At 66.5% G+C, this 15,740-nt stretch carries 19 protein-coding genes and 1 other annotated feature; of the genes, 7 read left to right on the top strand and 12 right to left on the bottom strand.

The annotated features are described in order from the left end of the window. The first annotated feature begins 12 nt into the window (after positions 1-12). Positions 13-423 (top strand): thioesterase family protein, encoded by a 411-nt coding sequence (locus R4823_RS09435; protein WP_087841010.1) that lies wholly within the window; start codon positions 13-15, stop codon positions 421-423. 256 nt (positions 424-679) lie between these two features. On the opposite strand, the gene R4823_RS09430 is transcribed toward R4823_RS09435, so the two are convergent. Further along, entirely contained in the window at positions 680-1,579 is a 900-nt protein-coding gene (locus R4823_RS09430) for a LysR family transcriptional regulator (RefSeq protein WP_087841009.1), read from the bottom strand. Positions 1,580-1,726: 147 nt separating this feature from the next. Next, a protein-coding gene (locus tag R4823_RS09425) for an IS3 family transposase (protein WP_338618288.1) occupies positions 1,727-2,961 on the bottom strand; the annotation gives its coding sequence in 2 pieces (ribosomal slippage) (positions 1,727-2,670 and positions 2,670-2,961; 1,236 coding nt in all). Further along, positions 2,567-2,683 (bottom strand) — a sequence feature (AL1L pseudoknot). (Overlaps the previous gene by 117 nt.) Here R4823_RS09425 and R4823_RS09420 point away from each other — a divergent pair. From R4823_RS09420 to R4823_RS09405, 4 genes are all read left to right on the top strand, one after another. Further along, positions 2,960-3,418 carry a heme-binding protein gene (locus tag R4823_RS09420; RefSeq protein ID WP_338618441.1) on the top strand — a complete coding sequence of 153 codons (459 nt, stop codon included), beginning with the start codon at positions 2,960-2,962 and terminating at the stop codon, positions 3,416-3,418. The two genes, R4823_RS09425 and R4823_RS09420, sit on opposite strands and share 2 nt — an antisense overlap. A 29-nt stretch (positions 3,419-3,447) precedes the next feature. Then, the gene (locus R4823_RS09415) at positions 3,448-4,350 is read left to right on the top strand and encodes a VOC family protein (protein WP_087841007.1); all 903 of its coding nucleotides are present in this window, start codon (positions 3,448-3,450) and stop codon (positions 4,348-4,350) included. Between the two features lie 103 nt (positions 4,351-4,453). Beyond that, on the top strand, positions 4,454-5,998 hold the full coding sequence (locus tag R4823_RS09410) for a bifunctional 3-(3-hydroxy-phenyl)propionate/3-hydroxycinnamic acid hydroxylase (RefSeq protein WP_338618437.1): 1,545 nt from the start codon (positions 4,454-4,456) through the stop codon (positions 5,996-5,998). A 22-nt stretch (positions 5,999-6,020) separates the two neighbouring features. Further along, positions 6,021-7,004 (top strand): tripartite tricarboxylate transporter substrate binding protein, encoded by a 984-nt coding sequence (locus R4823_RS09405; RefSeq protein ID WP_165963283.1) that lies wholly within the window; start codon positions 6,021-6,023, stop codon positions 7,002-7,004. A 76-nt stretch (positions 7,005-7,080) separates the two neighbouring features. On the opposite strand, the gene R4823_RS09400 is transcribed toward R4823_RS09405, so the two are convergent. From R4823_RS09400 to rpsP, 8 genes are all read right to left on the bottom strand, one after another. Beyond that, positions 7,081-7,461, bottom strand: a complete 381-nt coding sequence (locus R4823_RS09400; RefSeq protein ID WP_338618435.1) for a DUF3597 domain-containing protein — start codon at positions 7,459-7,461, stop codon at positions 7,081-7,083. Positions 7,462-7,570: 109 nt separating this feature from the next. After that, on the bottom strand, positions 7,571-7,822 hold the full coding sequence (locus R4823_RS09395; protein WP_130359865.1) for a hypothetical protein: 252 nt from the start codon (positions 7,820-7,822) through the stop codon (positions 7,571-7,573). A gap of 106 nt (positions 7,823-7,928) precedes the next feature. Continuing rightward, complete coding sequence (locus R4823_RS09390) at positions 7,929-8,924, bottom strand: CobD/CbiB family protein (protein ID WP_087841002.1); 996 nt, start codon at positions 8,922-8,924, stop codon at positions 7,929-7,931. Between the two features lie 68 nt (positions 8,925-8,992). Beyond that, a complete protein-coding gene (locus tag R4823_RS09385) occupies positions 8,993-9,775 on the bottom strand; it encodes a CoA pyrophosphatase (RefSeq protein ID WP_087841001.1) in 783 nt (260 codons plus the stop codon). Between the two features lie 183 nt (positions 9,776-9,958). After that, positions 9,959-10,342, bottom strand: coding sequence for a 50S ribosomal protein L19 (rplS, locus tag R4823_RS09380; protein ID WP_087841000.1), 384 nt, complete (start codon positions 10,340-10,342; stop codon positions 9,959-9,961). 122 nt (positions 10,343-10,464) lie between these two features. Continuing rightward, on the bottom strand, positions 10,465-11,238 hold the full coding sequence (trmD, locus tag R4823_RS09375) for a tRNA (guanosine(37)-N1)-methyltransferase TrmD (protein WP_087841053.1): 774 nt from the start codon (positions 11,236-11,238) through the stop codon (positions 10,465-10,467). 48 nt (positions 11,239-11,286) lie between these two features. After that, a complete protein-coding gene (rimM, locus tag R4823_RS09370) occupies positions 11,287-11,895 on the bottom strand; it encodes a ribosome maturation factor RimM (RefSeq protein WP_087841052.1) in 609 nt (202 codons plus the stop codon). A gap of 7 nt (positions 11,896-11,902) precedes the next feature. Then, entirely contained in the window at positions 11,903-12,163 is a 261-nt protein-coding gene (gene rpsP / locus R4823_RS09365; RefSeq protein WP_087840999.1) for a 30S ribosomal protein S16, read from the bottom strand. A 126-nt stretch (positions 12,164-12,289) separates the two neighbouring features. On the opposite strand from rpsP, the gene R4823_RS09360 reads away from it, so the two are divergent. Beyond that, positions 12,290-12,736: an NINE protein gene (locus R4823_RS09360; RefSeq protein ID WP_243724625.1), complete on the top strand. Its 447-nt coding sequence runs from the start codon at positions 12,290-12,292 to the stop codon at positions 12,734-12,736. A gap of 7 nt (positions 12,737-12,743) precedes the next feature. Here the strand turns inward: R4823_RS09360 and R4823_RS09355 are convergent, their stop codons facing one another. Continuing rightward, the gene (locus R4823_RS09355; RefSeq protein ID WP_243724624.1) at positions 12,744-13,880 is read right to left on the bottom strand and encodes a PA0069 family radical SAM protein; all 1,137 of its coding nucleotides are present in this window, start codon (positions 13,878-13,880) and stop codon (positions 12,744-12,746) included. A 120-nt stretch (positions 13,881-14,000) separates the two neighbouring features. Here R4823_RS09355 and R4823_RS09350 point away from each other — a divergent pair, with 120 nt between their 5' ends. Next, positions 14,001-14,867: an alpha/beta hydrolase gene (locus R4823_RS09350; protein WP_338618426.1), complete on the top strand. Its 867-nt coding sequence runs from the start codon at positions 14,001-14,003 to the stop codon at positions 14,865-14,867. 39 nt (positions 14,868-14,906) lie between these two features. Here R4823_RS09350 and R4823_RS09345 read toward each other — a convergent pair whose 3' ends face one another. Next, positions 14,907-15,608 (bottom strand): GntR family transcriptional regulator, encoded by a 702-nt coding sequence (locus R4823_RS09345; RefSeq protein ID WP_087840996.1) that lies wholly within the window; start codon positions 15,606-15,608, stop codon positions 14,907-14,909. Positions 15,609-15,740 lie beyond the last annotated feature (132 nt).

The following is a 15,740-nucleotide window of genomic DNA, read 5'->3' as shown; positions in this document are numbered from 1 at the left end:
GCCCGTCTCTCCATGCAAACCGCGCACACCTTCCGGCTCCCCTACAAGATCCACTTCTCGCGCTGCGACCCGGCCGGCATCATCTTCTATCCGCAGTACTTCATCCTGTTCAACGACCTGGTCGAGAGCTGGATAGACGCGATCCTGCCCGGCGGCTACCACGGCCTGGTGGGCGAGCGGCGGGTGGGCATGCCGACCGTGCACATCGAATCGGACTTCCGCGCAATCAGCCGCTTCGGCGAACAGGTGTGGCTGGAACTGGAGGTCACGCGCGTAGGCAACCGCTCGCTCACGCTGGCCTGGCGCTGCGTGGGCACGGACGACGTCGTACGGATGTCGGCGGTCCAAACCCTGGTCACCACCTCGCTGGACACGCACAAATCGATCGCCCTGCCCGACGACCTGCGAACTGCAATAGGGTAGAGGGGTGCCCCCCCCTACGCCCTTCGGGCGCCCCCCAGGGGGCGATGCGGGTGGACCGGCGGAGCCGGATCCACCGCATCCTGGGTCTAGTTCCTTTATCTTGGTATGTCACACCGTTGCTACCGCTGGCAGCCAGCGAAGCACAGGTGCTCCAACCCAAGATAAAGGAACTAGACCCAGGAAACCGCGGATCTGGCTTTGCCAGTCCGCCGGTTTCGCCCCCTGGGGGGCGCGCGTCAGCGCGTAGGGGGGGGCCCTACCCCCTGAATAATTCGTGCACCTGCGCTCGCAGCCACATGTTGCCGGCGTCCTTGTGGAAGCGGCGCGGCCAGAACTGGTGGACTTCGATGGTGGGGACCTTCAGCGGCACGTCCACCATGCGGATGTCGGCATGCTGCACGCAGACGGTGGCCATGTCGTGCGGCACGGTAGCGATCAGGTCCGAGCTTTCGATGATGGGCAGCAGGCTCGTGAAATGCGAGGTCTCGAGCAGGATCCTGCGCCGCAGTCCCTTGCGCTGGAGATATTCCTCGAACAGGTGTTCCCGCCCCGGCCTGACCGCCGCATGCGGCAAGGCCAGGTATTGCTTGAGCGTGAGCGCATCGCCCACGTCGGGATGGCCGCGGCGCACGATGCAGACGTAGGGATTGCGGAACAGCAGCTGCTGAAACATGCCCGCCTTGTGCAGGTCGGGAAAATAGCCGATGGCCAGTTCGGCCTCGCCCGACTCCAGCGCCTCGGCCGCGGCGTGGCGCGGCATGGCCAGGGTGCGCAGGTTCAGCCCCGGGCCGGCCTGGACGAAACGCGCCAGCAGTTTGGGCACGAAGTTGATCTCGCCGATGTCGGGCGTGATCAGCGTGAAGGTGCGCTCGCTGGTGGCCGGGTCGAAGGTGTGGGCCTGCAGGATCTCGCTCTTGACCGTCTCCATGACGCGGCGCACCGCCGGAGCCAGCGCCAGCGCGCGCGGCGTGGGCTGCATCTGCGCCCCGGTCCGCACGAACAGTGCATCGTTGAACAGCGTGCGCAGGCGGGCCACGGCGGCGCTCATGGCCGGCTGGCTCAGGCCGATGGCCTCGGCCGCGCGCGACACGCTGCGATGCTCCAGCATGGCGTCGAACACGCGCAGCAGGTTCAGGTCCACATGACGAATATCCATGGGGTGGATTTTAACTATTCACCCAATCATCTGGATAGATATTCTTCCGGCCCGTAGACTGCCCGCATCACTCATACGAACGGAGACTCCCATGCCCGGCCTGACCCTGGAACTGAATCGGCCCGGATTTCGTGGAGGTTGTTTGGTTTAAGTAGTGACCTCGGCAACTGACTGCTCGGCGAGTTGCCGGTAATAGTTTGCCTCAGCTTCCGCCGGCGTTATATAGCCAATGGGTTCCAGCAGTCGGTGGTGGTTGAACCAGGACACCCATTCCAGGGTGGCCAATTCCACAGCCTCACGGCTCCTCCAGGGCGCCCGCTTGTGGATCAATTCAGTCTTGTACAGCCCGTTGATGGTCTCCGCCAGTGCATTGTCGTAGCTGTCGCCACGACTACCGACCGAGGGTTCTATGCCGGCCTCGGCGAGGCGCTCGGTGTAAACGATGGAGACGTACTGCGAGCCTCTATCCGAGTGGTGAATCAATGCATCCGAGGGATCAGGCTGTCGGGCGTACAAGGCCTGCTCCAACGCATCCAGCACGAAGTCCGTGCGCATGCTGCAACTGACCCGCCAGCCCACGATGCGCCGGGCGAACACGTCGATGACGAAGGCGACATAGAGCCAGCCTTGCCACGTCGAGACATAGGTGAAGTCAGACACCCACAACTGATTGGGACGATCAGCCCTGAATTGCCGATGGACCCGATCCAGCGGGCAAGGCACTGATTTGTCCGGAACCGTGGTGCGCACGACCTTGCCGCGCCGGACTCCTTCCAGCCCTAAACGCTTCATGAGCCGCTCGACCGTGCAGCGGGCCACCTGCACCCCTTCGCGGTTGAGCTGACGCCAGACCTTGTCGGCGCCGTAGACCTGCATGTTGGCCTGCCAGACACGCTCGATTTGAGGGGCTAACACCTCATCACGCTTGGAACGGGCACAGCGTAATTCTGGATTGCGTTTGTGAGCGGCATGGCGCCTATACCCAGACGGGGCAATCTGCAAAACCGTGCAGATCGGCTCGACCCCGTGGGTGTCACGATGCCGGTCGATAAAGTCTCTCAGGACTTGAGTCGGCGGTCGAGCTCCGCCTGGGCGAAAAACGCGCTGGCCAGCTTCAGAATCTCGTTGGCCCGGCGTAGCTCCTTAACCTCGCGCTCCAGGGCTTTGATGCGGTCGCGCTCCTCGCTGGTAACTCCATCGCGCAGCCCGGTATTGATCTCGTGCTTGCGTACCCATTCATGCAAGGTCTGGGGAACGCAGCCAATCTTTGGTGCAATCGACTCAATGGCCGCCCACAGGGACGGATACTCGCCACGATGCTCTTGCACCATGCGGACAGCGCGTTCGCGCACTTCGGGGGAAAAACGGTTCGATTTGTTCATGGCTCCATTCTCTCAAGTTTTGGAGCCTCCTCAAAACCCGGGGCGATTCAAACAGGCAAATGCCATCATCGCGGGCGCGCTGGCGCATGCCGCCGGCAAGGGCTACAAGCCCATGGCCGTGGTGGTGCTGGACGCCGCCGGCCATCTGAAGTCGGCCCAGCGCCAGGACGGCGCCAGCATGTTCCGCGTGGACGTTGCCACCGGCAAGGCCTGGGCCGCGGTGGGCATGGACGCCTCCAGCCGCACGCTGGCGCAGCGCGCCAAGGACAACCCGAACTTCTTCGTCACGCTGGCGGCCACCGCGCAAGGACGCTTCCTGCCGCAGACCGGCGCCATCCTGATCCGCGATGCCGCGGGCGCCATCCTGGGCGCGGCCGGCGCCAGCGGCGGCACGGGCGACGAGGACGAGGAAATCTGCATCGCCGGCGTCACGGCGGCCGGCCTGCAGGCGGGCTGACGCGGCACGCATCACGGAGCAATCACCCCATGGCATCTTCCACCATACAAGGGCTGCGTAGCGTGGCCCTGGAAGTCCCCGACCTCGACAAGGCGGAAGACTTCTATACCCGCATCTGGCACCTGGACGTCGTGGCCCGCGAGCCGGACGCTCTGTATTTCCGCGGCACCGGCCAGGACCACCATCTGCTGGCGCTGCACCGCGGCCCGCGAACGGCCATCCGCCACGTCACGCTGCGGGCGCACGACGAGGACGCCTTGCGCGCGGTCGCGCGCGCCGGCATCGAAGCGGGCGGAACGCTGGCAACCCCCATCGGCCCCGTGGCCGATCCAGCGGGCGGCCTCGGGCTGCTGCTGCGCGATCCCGATGGCCGGCTGATCCAGGTCGTGACCGGCGATGCCCGGCACGCCCAGGCAGCCGACGTGCCCGACCGCCCCGTGCGTCTCGCCCATGCTGTCCTGAACAGCGCCGACGTCGCCGCCACCCGGCGGTTCTTCGAGCAGGCGCTTGACTTCCGGCTGGCCGATCTCACCCGCATCATGGCTTTCATGAATTGCAATGCCGACCATCACACGATCGCGGTGGGCATCACCGACAACAACGCGCTGAACCACATCGCCTTCGTCATGCCGGACCTGGAGTCGGTCATGCGCGGCGGGGGCCGGATGAAGGACGCAGGCTACGCGATCGAATGGGGCCCGGGCCGCCACGGCCCCGGCGACAACGCCTTCAACTATTTCATCGGCCCCTTCGGCGAGGTGATCGAATACACGGCGGAGGTGGAACAGATCGACGACGGCTACGTCGCGGGCGGCCCCGATGACTGGAAATGGCCGCCGGGCCGCGTGGACCAGTGGGGCATCTCGCCGCCGCCATCGGCGCGCCTGAAGACCGCGCAAAGCGAAGTGTTCTTCGTACCTTCGTCGGCCTGACCCTTTTCCCGACTCACGGATCCATCATGCGACACCCTCACGCCCGGCTGGCGGGCATGGCCCGTCTCGCCCCGAAGAAACACCCCGCATCCGGAGGCCGGGCATGAACGCCTCCACGCATCCCCTGTACGACGTCGCCATCGTCGGCTTCGGCCCTTCGGGGGCGGTCGCCGCCGGACTGCTGGGCAACCAGGGATTCAAGGTCTACGTCTGCGACCGGCAGCACGACGTCTACGACAAGCCGCGCGCGATCGCGGTCGATCACGAGATCATGCGGGTCTTCCAGCAGCTGGGACTGGTCGATTCCATCTCCCGGTACGTGGAACCCTTCACGCCATCGGAGTACTTCGGCGTGGATGGCCAGCTGATCAAGCGGCTCACGATGGTCGAGCCGCCCTACCCTCTGGGCTACACGCCCTCGAACGTCTTCACCCAGCCTCCGGTGGAACGCATCCTGCGCGACCACGTCCAGCAACTGCCGAACGTGCGCGTCGAACTGGACACCACCCTGCTCGGCCTGGAACAGGACGCCTCGGGCGCCAGGCTGGACGTGGCCCACGCGAACGGCAGCCGCGCCAGCCTGCGCGCGAAGTACGTCATCGGCTGCGATGGCGCCTCCAGCACGGTGCGGGAGCTGGCGGGCATCGAACTGGAAGACCTGGAATTCGACGAACCCTGGCTTGTGGTGGACGTCCTGGCCAACGAACGCGGACTGGCCAAGCTGCCCCGCACCAGCGTGCAGTATTGCGAGCCCGACCGGCCGTGCACGCTGGTGATCGGTCCAGGCAACCACCGGCGCTGGGAAATCTCCCTCAAGCCGGACGAAGATCCCCGTACCGTCACCCAGCCCGAAGCAACCTGGAAACTGCTCTCGCGCTGGCTGACACCGGAGGACGGCGAGCTCTGGCGCCAGGCAAGCTACCGTTTCCACGCGCTGGTGGCGCGCGACTGGCGCCACGGACGCGTGTTCGTCGCCGGCGACGCCGCCCACCAGCAGCCCCCCTTCCTGGGCCAGGGCATGTGCCAGGGCATACGCGACGTCGCCAACCTGAACTGGAAACTGGCGGCCGTGCTGCGGCGGACGGTCACGGGCGCCCAGGCCGACGCGCTGCTCGACAGCTACGGCATCGAGCGCAAGCAGCACGTGCGCAGCCTGACCGGGCGCATCAAGGCCATCGGCGCGGTGATCTGCGAACGCGACGAGGCCCGGGCCCGCGCCCGCGACGCGCGCCTGCTGGACGAATGCGGCGGCACGGTGCGCGACATGCCGCGCCAGGAAGTCATTCCGCCGCTGGAGCAAGGACTGTTGGCCCGAGCCGGCACTCCCGCCCGCGGCACGCTGTTCCCCCAACCCTGGATCAGGCAGGCGGGTGCCACCGTCCGCCTGGACCACGCGGCGGGAGACGGCTGGTGGCTGGTGCTGGACGCCCGCCATGCGGGGACCGTGCCGCCCCTTCCGCCGGCGTGGGGCATGACCACCCTGGACCTGGGTGCCCTGGCCGAGACCGAAGGCGTGTGTCAGGCGTGGTTCGAGCGTTACCGCTGCACGGCGGCCGTGGTGCGTCCCGACCGCTATGTCTACGGCGTCGCGGCCGATGCGCGCGAACTGGACGCCTTGCTGGACGAACTACGCAGCGCGCTGCATTGACCCATTACGCGAGGAGACAACGATGAACAGAAGACACGCCATCCGGACCCTGGCCACCCTGGCCGCCGTCCCGGCGCTTTCCCCCATGCGGTCGGCGCTGGCGCAGGCCTGGCCCGACAAACCGGTACGGCTGCTGCTGTCGCAGCCTCCCGGATCCGGTCCGGACAACATCGCCCGGCTGTTGTCCGAGCGGCTGTATCCCCGCTGGGGCCAGGCCGTCGTGATCGAGAACAAGCCGGGGGGCCAGAACACGGTGGGCGCGCAGGCTGCCGCCCGGTCGCCCGCCGACGGCTACAACTTTTATTTCGCGACGACCGCGGCGCTGGTCACCAACGCCTTCCTGTTCAAGCAGTTGCCCTATGACCCCGCCAAGGATTTCGTGCCGGTGGCCTTCGTCGCCCGCAGTCCGTTCGGCATCCTGGTCAAGGCCGATTCGCCCATCCGCAGCGTCGAGGAGCTGATCGCCAAGTCCAAGGCCGCCCCGGGCACCTTCACGCTGGGCAACGAGGGGCCGCGCACCTTCGGCGGGATGATCGCCCGCCTGTTCAATGCCCGCTCCGGCGCCCAGGCCAACCTGGTGCCCTACGTGTCGGTGGGCGTTTCCGCACAAAACCTGATGGGCGGGCACGTGGATGCGATCGTTGCCGACGTGGCCTCGACCGCGCAGCTCGCCAGGCAAGGGCGCCTGCGGCTGCTGGCGGTGACCTCGGACAAGCGCCTGGCCGACTGGCCGCAGGTGCCCGCGGTGTCCGAACTGCTGCCCGACTTCGACATGGTGGGCTGGTTCGCCATCGTCGCCCCCGCCGGCACGCCAGCGGCGGCGATCGAGCGGGTCAACCGCGACGTCAATGCGCTGCTGGCCGATGAAGAAGTCGCAGGACGCATCGCCGCCATCGGGCCGATCGCCGCGCCGGGCTACAGCCCCGCGCAGACCGGCGATTTCCTCAGGCACGAGCACGCACGATGGGCCCAGATCACCAAGGAAATCAACATCCTGCCGGAGTGAAACAAGAGCGATCGTAAAACAAAGGGCCCCCGTGCTTGCCGCTGCGCGCCGGCAAGCACGGGGGCCCTTTTTCCGATCACTTCTTCAGGTCGTCGGGAACCTTGCCGCCGTTGTCGGCCAGCTTCTGCATCACCTGTTTGTGCAGCCAGATGTTCATCGAAGCCGAATCGTTGGTATCGCCGCTGTAATGCAGTTCGGTCGCGAGCTGCTTGCGGGCCGCCAGGCTGCTGTCCAGCCCCAGCAGCTTCATCAGGTCGACGATGGACGTCTTCCAGTTGAGCTTCTCGGGATTCTTGGCCGCCATCGCGTTCAGGATGGACTCCACGTCCACCGCCGGCATCGCGGCCGGCGCCGGGACGCCACCGGGCGCGGGCGCGGCCGAAGGAGGCGCCTCCTTGGCTACGGCAGGATGGCTGGATGGGAAAATCTTGTCGAGTATGGCCTTGAAAATGCTCATATCTTCCCCTAATCGTCGTGAATGGCACATGCCTGCGCCGATTGTATAGATCGCCGTCCAGCGCCAAGCCCAGGGATGTAACGGGATGCAATAACTGAGAAACCCGGCCCTACAGCTTGAACCAGCGATCGTTCTCGATCTCGTCGGCGATGCGGATCTCGGCCTCGTCCAGGCATTCCTGCTCGGATTGCGCGGGAATGTCGCGCAGGGCCAGGGTCGGCCCGAGCAGCAGTCGCCTGCCCTCGCTCTGTTCGTAGATCTTGCAGTTGACGTCCCAGGTGCCCGGGCCACGCTGCAGCGGGTCTATCTCCACTTCCAGCACACGGGAAGTGCGATTCGGGCAATATTGGAAAGAGAACATGGCTGGCCCCGCTCCGGTCAGTTCGACCGGGCCACTATAGCGCCGGAAACCTCGCCTGGCCTCATGCAGTGCAGCATGGCGCCGGCCATGCCCGTCACGCCCGGCCTCAGGAGGCCCAGGACACCAGCGACAGCAGCAATAGCAGCGCCATCCAGAGCACCACCGCCCGCCACAGCAGCCCGACCGCCGCGTGAAGCGTGGCCGGGTCCGGCAGGCGCGCCGGCTCGTCGGGCGCCTCGGCGGCGGCGGTGAACTCGCTGGCCGCGGAGGCCGGCTGGACCGGCCCCACCAGATCGGGATCGACCGGCTCGACCGGCGGCTGCCACTTGCCCGACACCGGCGCCAGGCGTACGCCCAGCGCGCCCGCGGCGCTTTCCACCACCACTCCGCGCTGGGGGTCGTCCCAGCTGGAGGCGCGCTGGCGCCACCCGTACAAGGCATCCTCGAAATTGCCGACGATGGCGAAACCGACCGCGGTCATCCGGGCGGGAATCCAGTCCAGCAGGTGGAAGGCCCGGCGGGCCACTTCGCCAAAGGCATCGGTGCGATCGCCCCACTCCTGGCGGGCAATGCCCGCCAGCTTGTACAGCACGGCGCCGGACGGACCGGGCAGCAGCGCATACCAGAACAGGACCCCATAGACGTTCCGGTGCGAGGCCACCACGCCTTCCTCGATCGCGGTGCGGCAGATCTCCGGCACGGTCATGGTCTCGACGGACACGTTGCCGCCGGAAGCCCGCAGCCACTCCTGCAGGTGGCTGCGCGCCAGCGTGACGTCGCCACGGGCCAGCGCGAACTGGATCTCGGTGAAGTGGTGGCTGAACTGCCGGAACCCCAGCGTGAACCACAGGACGACGACATGGAACACCAACGAGAAAACGGGATGCACCGACCATGCCAGCGACCCGATCAGCCATATCGCCAGGGTGGGGACGACCACCACCAGCAGCCAGCCCAGCACGGCATAGCCACGGCTGCCGGCGTCCAGCGCATGGCCCGCCCAGCGGCAGGCGGCGCGGGCGGCTTCATGGACGGCGTTGGAACGCGGCAGAGGCCGGACTTGTTCGGCAAGAAAGGCAAGAAGGAGTGCGAAGAAGCTCATGAGCGCATTCTAGATTGCATAGCCATGGTTTTGCATCATCCCTCGCGTGCGCGAGGTGGACACGGGGATCATGCGCGCAGGAATTGATAGAGATTGCGCAGCATGCCCGCCGTTGCCCCCCAGATGAAGAACTGCTTCCACGGCATCGAGTAGTAAGAGCGCAAGCCGCCTGCCGGCAGCGTGGCGCTGTGCAGCCGATGATTGGCCGGGTCCATCAGAAAGCGCAGCGGCACCTCGAATACTTCGGCCACCTCGAAGGGATCGGGACGCGGCGTGAAATCCGGGCGCACCAGCCCCACCAGCGGCACCACGCGGAATCCCGTGCCGGTGAAGTAATCCGGCAACTGGCCGATGACCTCCACCAATCCGCGCGGCAACCCGGTCTCTTCCTCGGTCTCGCGCAGCGCGGCGTCGGTCACCGACGAATCGCTGGGTTCCACCCGTCCGCCAGGAAAACTGACCTGGCCGGCGTGGTCATGAAGATGCGCGGTGCGCTGCGTCAGCATGACCTGGATGCCGTCGGGCCGCAGCATCATCGGAACCAGCACCGACGCCAGCCGCAGGGACCGGTCCGCGGCGCGGGCCGGATTGATGTCCTGCGCATCCGGCGTCCAGGCGGGCGGCGCGGCGAAACGGTCGCGCAGCGCCATCGGCGTCAGGCGCGTCTCGGGCACGGCGACCAGTCCGCCCGGGTTGGCGACCCAGGGCTGCGCGACCGGATCGAAGGCCGGGCGCTGCGGCGGACGCCGGGCAGGCGGAGCGAGGGAGTCGGGCTGGATTTCCTCCGGCGTATCGTCGATCTCGTCTGCCGGAGCGTCGCTATGTTGGTCGGTCGGAATGGATGATGACATGTGAAACGGAAATCCGGCGGAAACGCCGTCGTTATCGGCATGGCTAGAGCATACTCCCGCTGGCGCCTCAGGACTGCCTCGCCGGAGAGTGCCCCCCGGGGGGGGCGCTTTTTGCCTTGGGGCGGCCCGGCGGCAAAAAAAAGCGCCCCACACGGGGGCGCTCATCTTGCAGTACCGCGGGAATCAAGCCTTGGCAGCAGGCGCGTTGCGAACCAGCTTTTCCTTGATCCGGGCCGACTTGCCCGAACGGGAACGCAGGTAGTACAGCTTCGCGCGGCGCACGTCACCGCGACGCTTGACTTCGATCGACGCGATGGTCGGCGCGTACAGTTGGAACGTACGCTCGACGCCTTCACCCGACGAAATCTTGCGGACGATGAACGACGAGTTCAGGCCACGATTGCGCTTGGCGATGACCACGCCTTCGTATGCCTGGACGCGCTTGCGGTTGCCTTCAACCACGTTGACGTTGACCACCACGGTATCGCCGGGGGCGAATTCGGGAATGGTCTTGTTGGCCGTCAAGCGGGCCAGCTCTTCTTGCTCGAGGACTTGGATCAGGTCCATTTCTATCTCCAATGACCATCATACGTGGCGGTTCTGCTTTTGATGGCACCGCTACCAGAGGATGGGAACTCCCACCGGACTCATGCCCGGCAGGCTTGCTGCAACGCCGGCCGCCAGGGCGGTCAGCGCTTGTCTTCCCTTTGCAGGTCGGACAGAAACTTCTCGTCGTCGCGGCTCAACCACCCGCGCTCGCGTGCCGCCTCGATCAGGTCGGGGCGCTTCCTGCTCGTCGCTTCCAGCGACTGGCGGCGCCGCCAACGCTCGATGTTGGCATGATGCCCGGACAACAGCACGTCGGGCACCGGCTGGCCGTCATAGACTTCCGGCCGAGTATAGTGCGGACAGTCCAGCAAGCCGGACAACCGCTCGTTGAACGAATCCTGCACGGCGGATTCGTCGTCGTTCAGGACGCCGGGCAACAGCCTGACCGCGGCATCCATCATCGCCATCGCGGCGATTTCTCCGCCGGACAGCACGAAGTCCCCCAGCGACACTTCCTGCGTCACCCAGCGGTCGATGAACCGCTGGTCGATGCCTTCGTAGCGCCCGCACACCAGGATGGCCCCCGTTCCGCCGGCCAGTTCGCAAGCCTGGGCCTGGTCGAAACGACGCCCCTGCGGCGACAGCAACACCACCGGCGCCTCGGGCAAGCCGGCCTGCGCACGCTGGTCGCGCGCCGCGCACACGGCTTGCTCCAGAGGCTCGACCCGCATCACCATGCCGGGTCCGCCGCCATAGGGCCTGTCATCCACGGTGCGATGCACGTCCACCGTGAAGTCGCGCGGATTCCAGGCCTGCAACTGCCACCGGCCCTGCGCATGCGCCCGGCCGGTTACGCCCTGCTGGCTGATGGCCTCGAACATCGGGCCGAACAGCGTGATCACGTCGAACCGCAACATCTCGTCCATGGCCCGGGCCCAAGCCCTTTGTTCACGCCCGACGGGTCAGAAACCCTCGGGCCAATCGCTGTCTATGCGCCGGGCGTCGAGATCGACACCACGGATATACGCGTCGACGAAAGGCACCAGGGTCTCGCGCCGCCTGCCGCGCGCATCCAGCAGCGGCTGCGTCGGCTGGCCTGGAGCCACGGGTTCGACGCAGGCCACGTGCAGGATGGCATGCACCCCGTTGTCGCTGACTTCCGTCACCGAGCCCAGGACGACCTCCCGGTCCGAGGCATCCTTGCCCGTCAATTCGCAGCCGATCAGGTCCACCCAATAGAACTCGCCTTCGGCAAGCCGGGGGAACTGGCTGCGCGGCACCAGCACCGTCCAACCCTTCCAGGCCAGGGCCTGGTCCCGGTCGGACACGCCGGGGAAGGTGGCCGTCACCACCGCGCCATGGCGCTTGGCGTCGGCCACTTCGACACGGCGCACTTCCGCGCCCTTGCGCAGCCACCATGTACGACTGCCCAACAAGGCCTCGGACTGGGCCGAATACGGCTGGACCTTCAGGCCGCCGCGCACGCCGAAGGCCTCCGCCACATGCCCGACCTCGACGAGATCGGCGGGCAGAGCGGGATCGCTAACGGACCCCGTGGACGCGGCGGACACCACGAAATCAGGCAGCCGGCGCGACCTTGGCGCCGTATTCCTTGACGAGACGGGCCACGGCCGGCGACAGCTGGGCGCCGTTCTTGGTCCAGTGCTCGACGCGGTCGAGCGCGATGCGCAGGCCTTCTTCACCCTCGGAAGCGACGGGGTTGTAGAAACCCACGCGCTCGATGAAGCGGCCATCGCGGCGATTGCGCGAATCGGCAGCAACGAGGTTGTAGAAGGGGCGCTTCTTCGAGCCGCCGCGGGACATACGAATCACCACCATAGGTAATTCCTTGGAAAAAGTTGACTAAGAAAAGCCCTAAAGTATAGCCCGGCCTGCTGGGCCTAGCAAGCAAGGATGCGGTAAAGTCCTTCAAAATCAAGGTCTTCTACGATGGATTCCCACCACATGTCCACATCTTCCGCCGACGATAAATCCCATATCCTTCCGCCGACCCGGAGTTTCCGCCACAAGACCGTGGCGGGACTGCTGGCCGCCGTGCTGGGCTGGGCCGGTGCGCATTGGTGGTACCTGGGCCGCCGGCACGGCTGGATCGTGCTGCTGTTCTCGCTGATCATGATAGGCACGGCGCTGCGCAGCGAAGCGTGGTACTTCCATCCCGCCTTCTTCCTGTTCCTCGTCCCGGCCGTCGCCGGCTTCATCGAAGCCATCGTCCTGTGCCTGACTCCCGACGCCAAGTTCGACGCCAAATACAACCCGGGACAGGCACGGCAGACGCGTACCGGCTGGGGGCCGGTATTGGTGGCCGGCATCACGCTGGCCGTGGGTACCGCCATCCTGATGCTGGGCATCGTGCTGTTGTTCCAGAGCCTGTTCGAGGGCATTCCCGCCTGAACGGGCCCTAGCCGAACAGCGGCATCTGGCCGGTGTCGGCGGGCGGTTCCTTGCCACGCGGCGAGCGGGGCGGCGGCCTGAACAGCCCTGTCTCCAGCTCGATGCGCCGGTCCGCCAGCCCGTGCCGGCGCGCGGCACGCCCGAAGCGCTGCGCGACCAGGTCGGCCCAGATGCCCTGGCCGCGCATGCGGCTGCCGAAGCGCGCGTCGTTGAGCTTGCCGCCGCGCAAGTCCTCCAGGCAGTGCAGCACGCGGGCCTTGCGGTCGGGAAAGTGCGCTTCGAGCCAGTCCGAGAACACGTCCTTGACCTCCCAGGGCAGGCGCAGCATGGTGTAGAAAGCCGCCCGCGCACCGGCTTCCTTGGCCGCTTCCAGCACATGCTCGATGTGGTCGTCGGTAATGAAGGGAATGACGGGCGCCAGCGACACGCCGACCGGCACGCCGGCACCGGCCAGCGTCCGCACGGCTTCCAGCCGCTTCCACGGCGCCGCCGCGCGCGGCTCCAGCGTCCGGGCCACGTGTCCGTCCAGCGTACCGATCGATACGTAGACGGCGACCAGCTTCAGTTCCGCCAGCCTGGCCAGCAGATCGACGTCGCGCGCAACCAGTCCCCCCTTGGTGACCAGTGACACGGGATGCCGGGTTTCCAGCAGCAGTTCCAGCAGCCCCCGGGTCAGTTTCCACTGGCGCTCGATGGGCTGGTAGGCGTCGGTGGCCGAGCCGATGTTGATGACGTCCACCCGGTAGCCCGGGCGGCCCAGTTCGGCCCGGAGCGCCTCGACCGCGTTGGCCTTGGCGACGAGCCGGGTTTCGAAGTCCAGGCCGGGCGACCATCCCAGGTAGGCATGCGTGGGCCGCGCGAAGCAATACACGCAGCCGTGCTCGCAGCCGCGATAGGGATTGATGGCGCGGTCGAAGGGGATGTCCGGAGAGTCGTTGCGGGACAGGATCTTGCGCGCGCGCTCGATGGCGACCTCGGTCCGCAGCGGGGGCGGCTCTTCTTCCGGAGCGGCCCAGCCGTCGTCCACGGCGTCGCGCCGGTCGCCCTCGAACCGGTGCCTGACGTTGAGCACGGCACCGCGCCCGCGCTGCGGGACGGGAGGCGCCTGGGGATAGCCGTCTTGCGGCGAGTCATCGTGTTCCACACGCAATACTGTATATCCATACAGTATTGCGCACAATTGGCCCCCTGGTCTTTCAGCAAAAAATATTTTCCATAAAAATATATAATTTCTATAATTAATTAGAAATTCTCGGGACAACCCATGGACCACGCCCCGCTCTTCGCTCAACCTCCCCTGCCCTTTCCCGCCGCGCAGCGCTACGAAGACACGGTGCTGGAATGGGCCCGCGACCTGGATGCGGGCATCTTGCGCGCCCGTGACCTGGCCTATGGACCCGATCCGCAGCAACGCTACGACGTGTTCGCCGCCGGCGGCATGCGCGGCGCGCCGGTGCTGGTGTTCTGGCACGGCGGCGGCTGGACCAACGGCTACAAGGAGTATGTGCACTTCATGGCCGAGGCGGTGGTCCGGCGGGGACTGGTGTTCGTCGCGCCCACCTACCGGCTGGCGCCCCGGCACCGCCTGCCCGCCGCGTTCGACGACGCGGCCCTGCTGCTGGGCGAACTGCGGCGGACCGTGGGCCGGTGGGGAGGCGATGGCCGGAATCTCTACCTGTCGGGGCACTCGGCCGGCGGCGGCACCGCCGCGATGGCCGCCCTACGCAAGCGGGCCCTGGAGCGAGCGGGCGTGCCGCCCGGCGACATCCGCGGCTGCCTGCCCATCAGCGGCGTCATGGACCTGCACCATCCCTGCCCCGAGCCCGACAGCCTGGAGGAGCGGGTGTATACCACCCTGCTGGAACAGCCGTGCGAGGACGCGCTCATGAGCGCCATCAGCTGGACCGCCGGCAATCTCGTGCCGATGATGGCCAGTTATGGGGAGCGGGACAGCGCACGCGTGATCGGCGCCAATACGCGCATGTACGAACTGTTGAAGCACCAGCCGGCCGACGCCGGGCTGCACGCCTGGGAAGGCCTCGATCACTTCGACACACATCTGATGCTGGCCGACCCTGGCCATGCCTGGTATGGACACCTGGAGGCCCTGGTGGCGCGGACCAGCCGCTAGGATCGTTCACGCCAAAAGGCGCCTCGCGCAGGCCCCAGGCTACTCGGCGAAGCGCTCGCCCAGCACCTGCGCCGTACGCATCAGATGGCTGCGCAGCAGCTCGCAGGCCAGGCCGGCGTTGCGGGCCAGGGCCGCTTCCATCAATTGCGCGTGTTCACTCATCACGTCGTCCTCGAGCTGTTGCGCCGAGGATGTGTAGGCCAGCCGGATCCGGCGATAACGCTCGGAATGATCGATCAATTGCTCGTCGATGCGCATCAGCCACCTCGACCGCGCCGCGGCCAGCAGCGCGGCGTGGAACCCGCGATGGGCAGCTTCCCACAGTTCCACCGCCACGAGATCGTTGGGATCCTGGGGCAGGCGCGCCCGCGTCAGCTTGTAGTAGGCGGCCGTGATGCCGGCCCCCCAGTCGTCGTCGCCGTGTTCGATCGCATCCTGGAGCAGCAGCGTCTCGATCGAGGTGCGCGCGTGCATCAAGTCGATCATGTCGTCCCTGGACAAGGGCGATACGCTGAAGCCGCGCTGGCCGTCATTGCTGACCAGGCCTTCGCCGGACAACTGCATGAGGGCTTCGCGTATGGGGCTGATGCCCAGCTCGTAGCGCTGCTGCAAGGCCTGCAGCCTGAGCTTCTGGCCGGGAGCCAGCGCGCCGGCGATCACGTCGGCGCGCAGGTGCTGGTACGCCCGCTCGGACATGGTTTCCGAAGCCGCCTTGGGGGCGGGCGTTTCCGCTGATCGCATGAGGGTAGCGCTCCGACGACGGTTGAATATATACAAAATCCGTTATTCATAAATTTTAGCCGATGAGCTTGTTTCATTGGTGGCTCATCCAATGCCAGGGTTTATCCTTAAATTCATACGAGAAAAAATAAT

It is taken from the genome of Pigmentiphaga sp. CHJ604 (genome assembly GCF_036972535.1).
GTDB classification, from domain to species: domain Bacteria; phylum Pseudomonadota; class Gammaproteobacteria; order Burkholderiales; family Burkholderiaceae_B; genus Pigmentiphaga; species Pigmentiphaga daeguensis.
The sequence above is the reverse complement of the archived record's forward strand: the minus strand, read 5'-3'. Positions and strand labels throughout refer to the sequence as shown.

What these genes read in the sequence shown, in the direction of transcription:
- R4823_RS09410 (WP_338618437.1), top strand. Translation starts at nt 4,454, where the DNA reads ATGAACGCCTCCACGCATCCCCTGTACGACGTCGCCATCGTCGGCTTC.
- R4823_RS09435 (WP_087841010.1), top strand. Translation starts at nt 13, where the DNA reads ATGCAAACCGCGCACACCTTCCGGCTCCCCTACAAGATCCACTTCTCG.
- R4823_RS09350 (WP_338618426.1), top strand. Translation starts at nt 14,001, where the DNA reads ATGGACCACGCCCCGCTCTTCGCTCAACCTCCCCTGCCCTTTCCCGCC.
- R4823_RS09415 (WP_087841007.1), top strand. Translation starts at nt 3,448, where the DNA reads ATGGCATCTTCCACCATACAAGGGCTGCGTAGCGTGGCCCTGGAAGTC.
- R4823_RS09400 (WP_338618435.1), bottom strand. Translation starts at nt 7,461, where the DNA reads ATGAGCATTTTCAAGGCCATACTCGACAAGATTTTCCCATCCAGCCAT.
- R4823_RS09405 (WP_165963283.1), top strand. Translation starts at nt 6,021, where the DNA reads ATGAACAGAAGACACGCCATCCGGACCCTGGCCACCCTGGCCGCCGTC.
- rplS (WP_087841000.1), bottom strand. Translation starts at nt 10,342, where the DNA reads ATGGACCTGATCCAAGTCCTCGAGCAAGAAGAGCTGGCCCGCTTGACG.
- R4823_RS09390 (WP_087841002.1), bottom strand. Translation starts at nt 8,924, where the DNA reads ATGAGCTTCTTCGCACTCCTTCTTGCCTTTCTTGCCGAACAAGTCCGG.
- rpsP (WP_087840999.1), bottom strand. Translation starts at nt 12,163, where the DNA reads ATGGTGGTGATTCGTATGTCCCGCGGCGGCTCGAAGAAGCGCCCCTTC.
- R4823_RS09360 (WP_243724625.1), top strand. Translation starts at nt 12,290, where the DNA reads ATGTCCACATCTTCCGCCGACGATAAATCCCATATCCTTCCGCCGACC.
- R4823_RS09430 (WP_087841009.1), bottom strand. Translation starts at nt 1,579, where the DNA reads ATGGATATTCGTCATGTGGACCTGAACCTGCTGCGCGTGTTCGACGCC.
- R4823_RS09385 (WP_087841001.1), bottom strand. Translation starts at nt 9,775, where the DNA reads ATGTCATCATCCATTCCGACCGACCAACATAGCGACGCTCCGGCAGAC.
- R4823_RS09420 (WP_338618441.1), top strand. Translation starts at nt 2,960, where the DNA reads ATGGCTCCATTCTCTCAAGTTTTGGAGCCTCCTCAAAACCCGGGGCGA.
- R4823_RS09345 (WP_087840996.1), bottom strand. Translation starts at nt 15,608, where the DNA reads ATGCGATCAGCGGAAACGCCCGCCCCCAAGGCGGCTTCGGAAACCATG.
- R4823_RS09395 (WP_130359865.1), bottom strand. Translation starts at nt 7,822, where the DNA reads ATGTTCTCTTTCCAATATTGCCCGAATCGCACTTCCCGTGTGCTGGAA.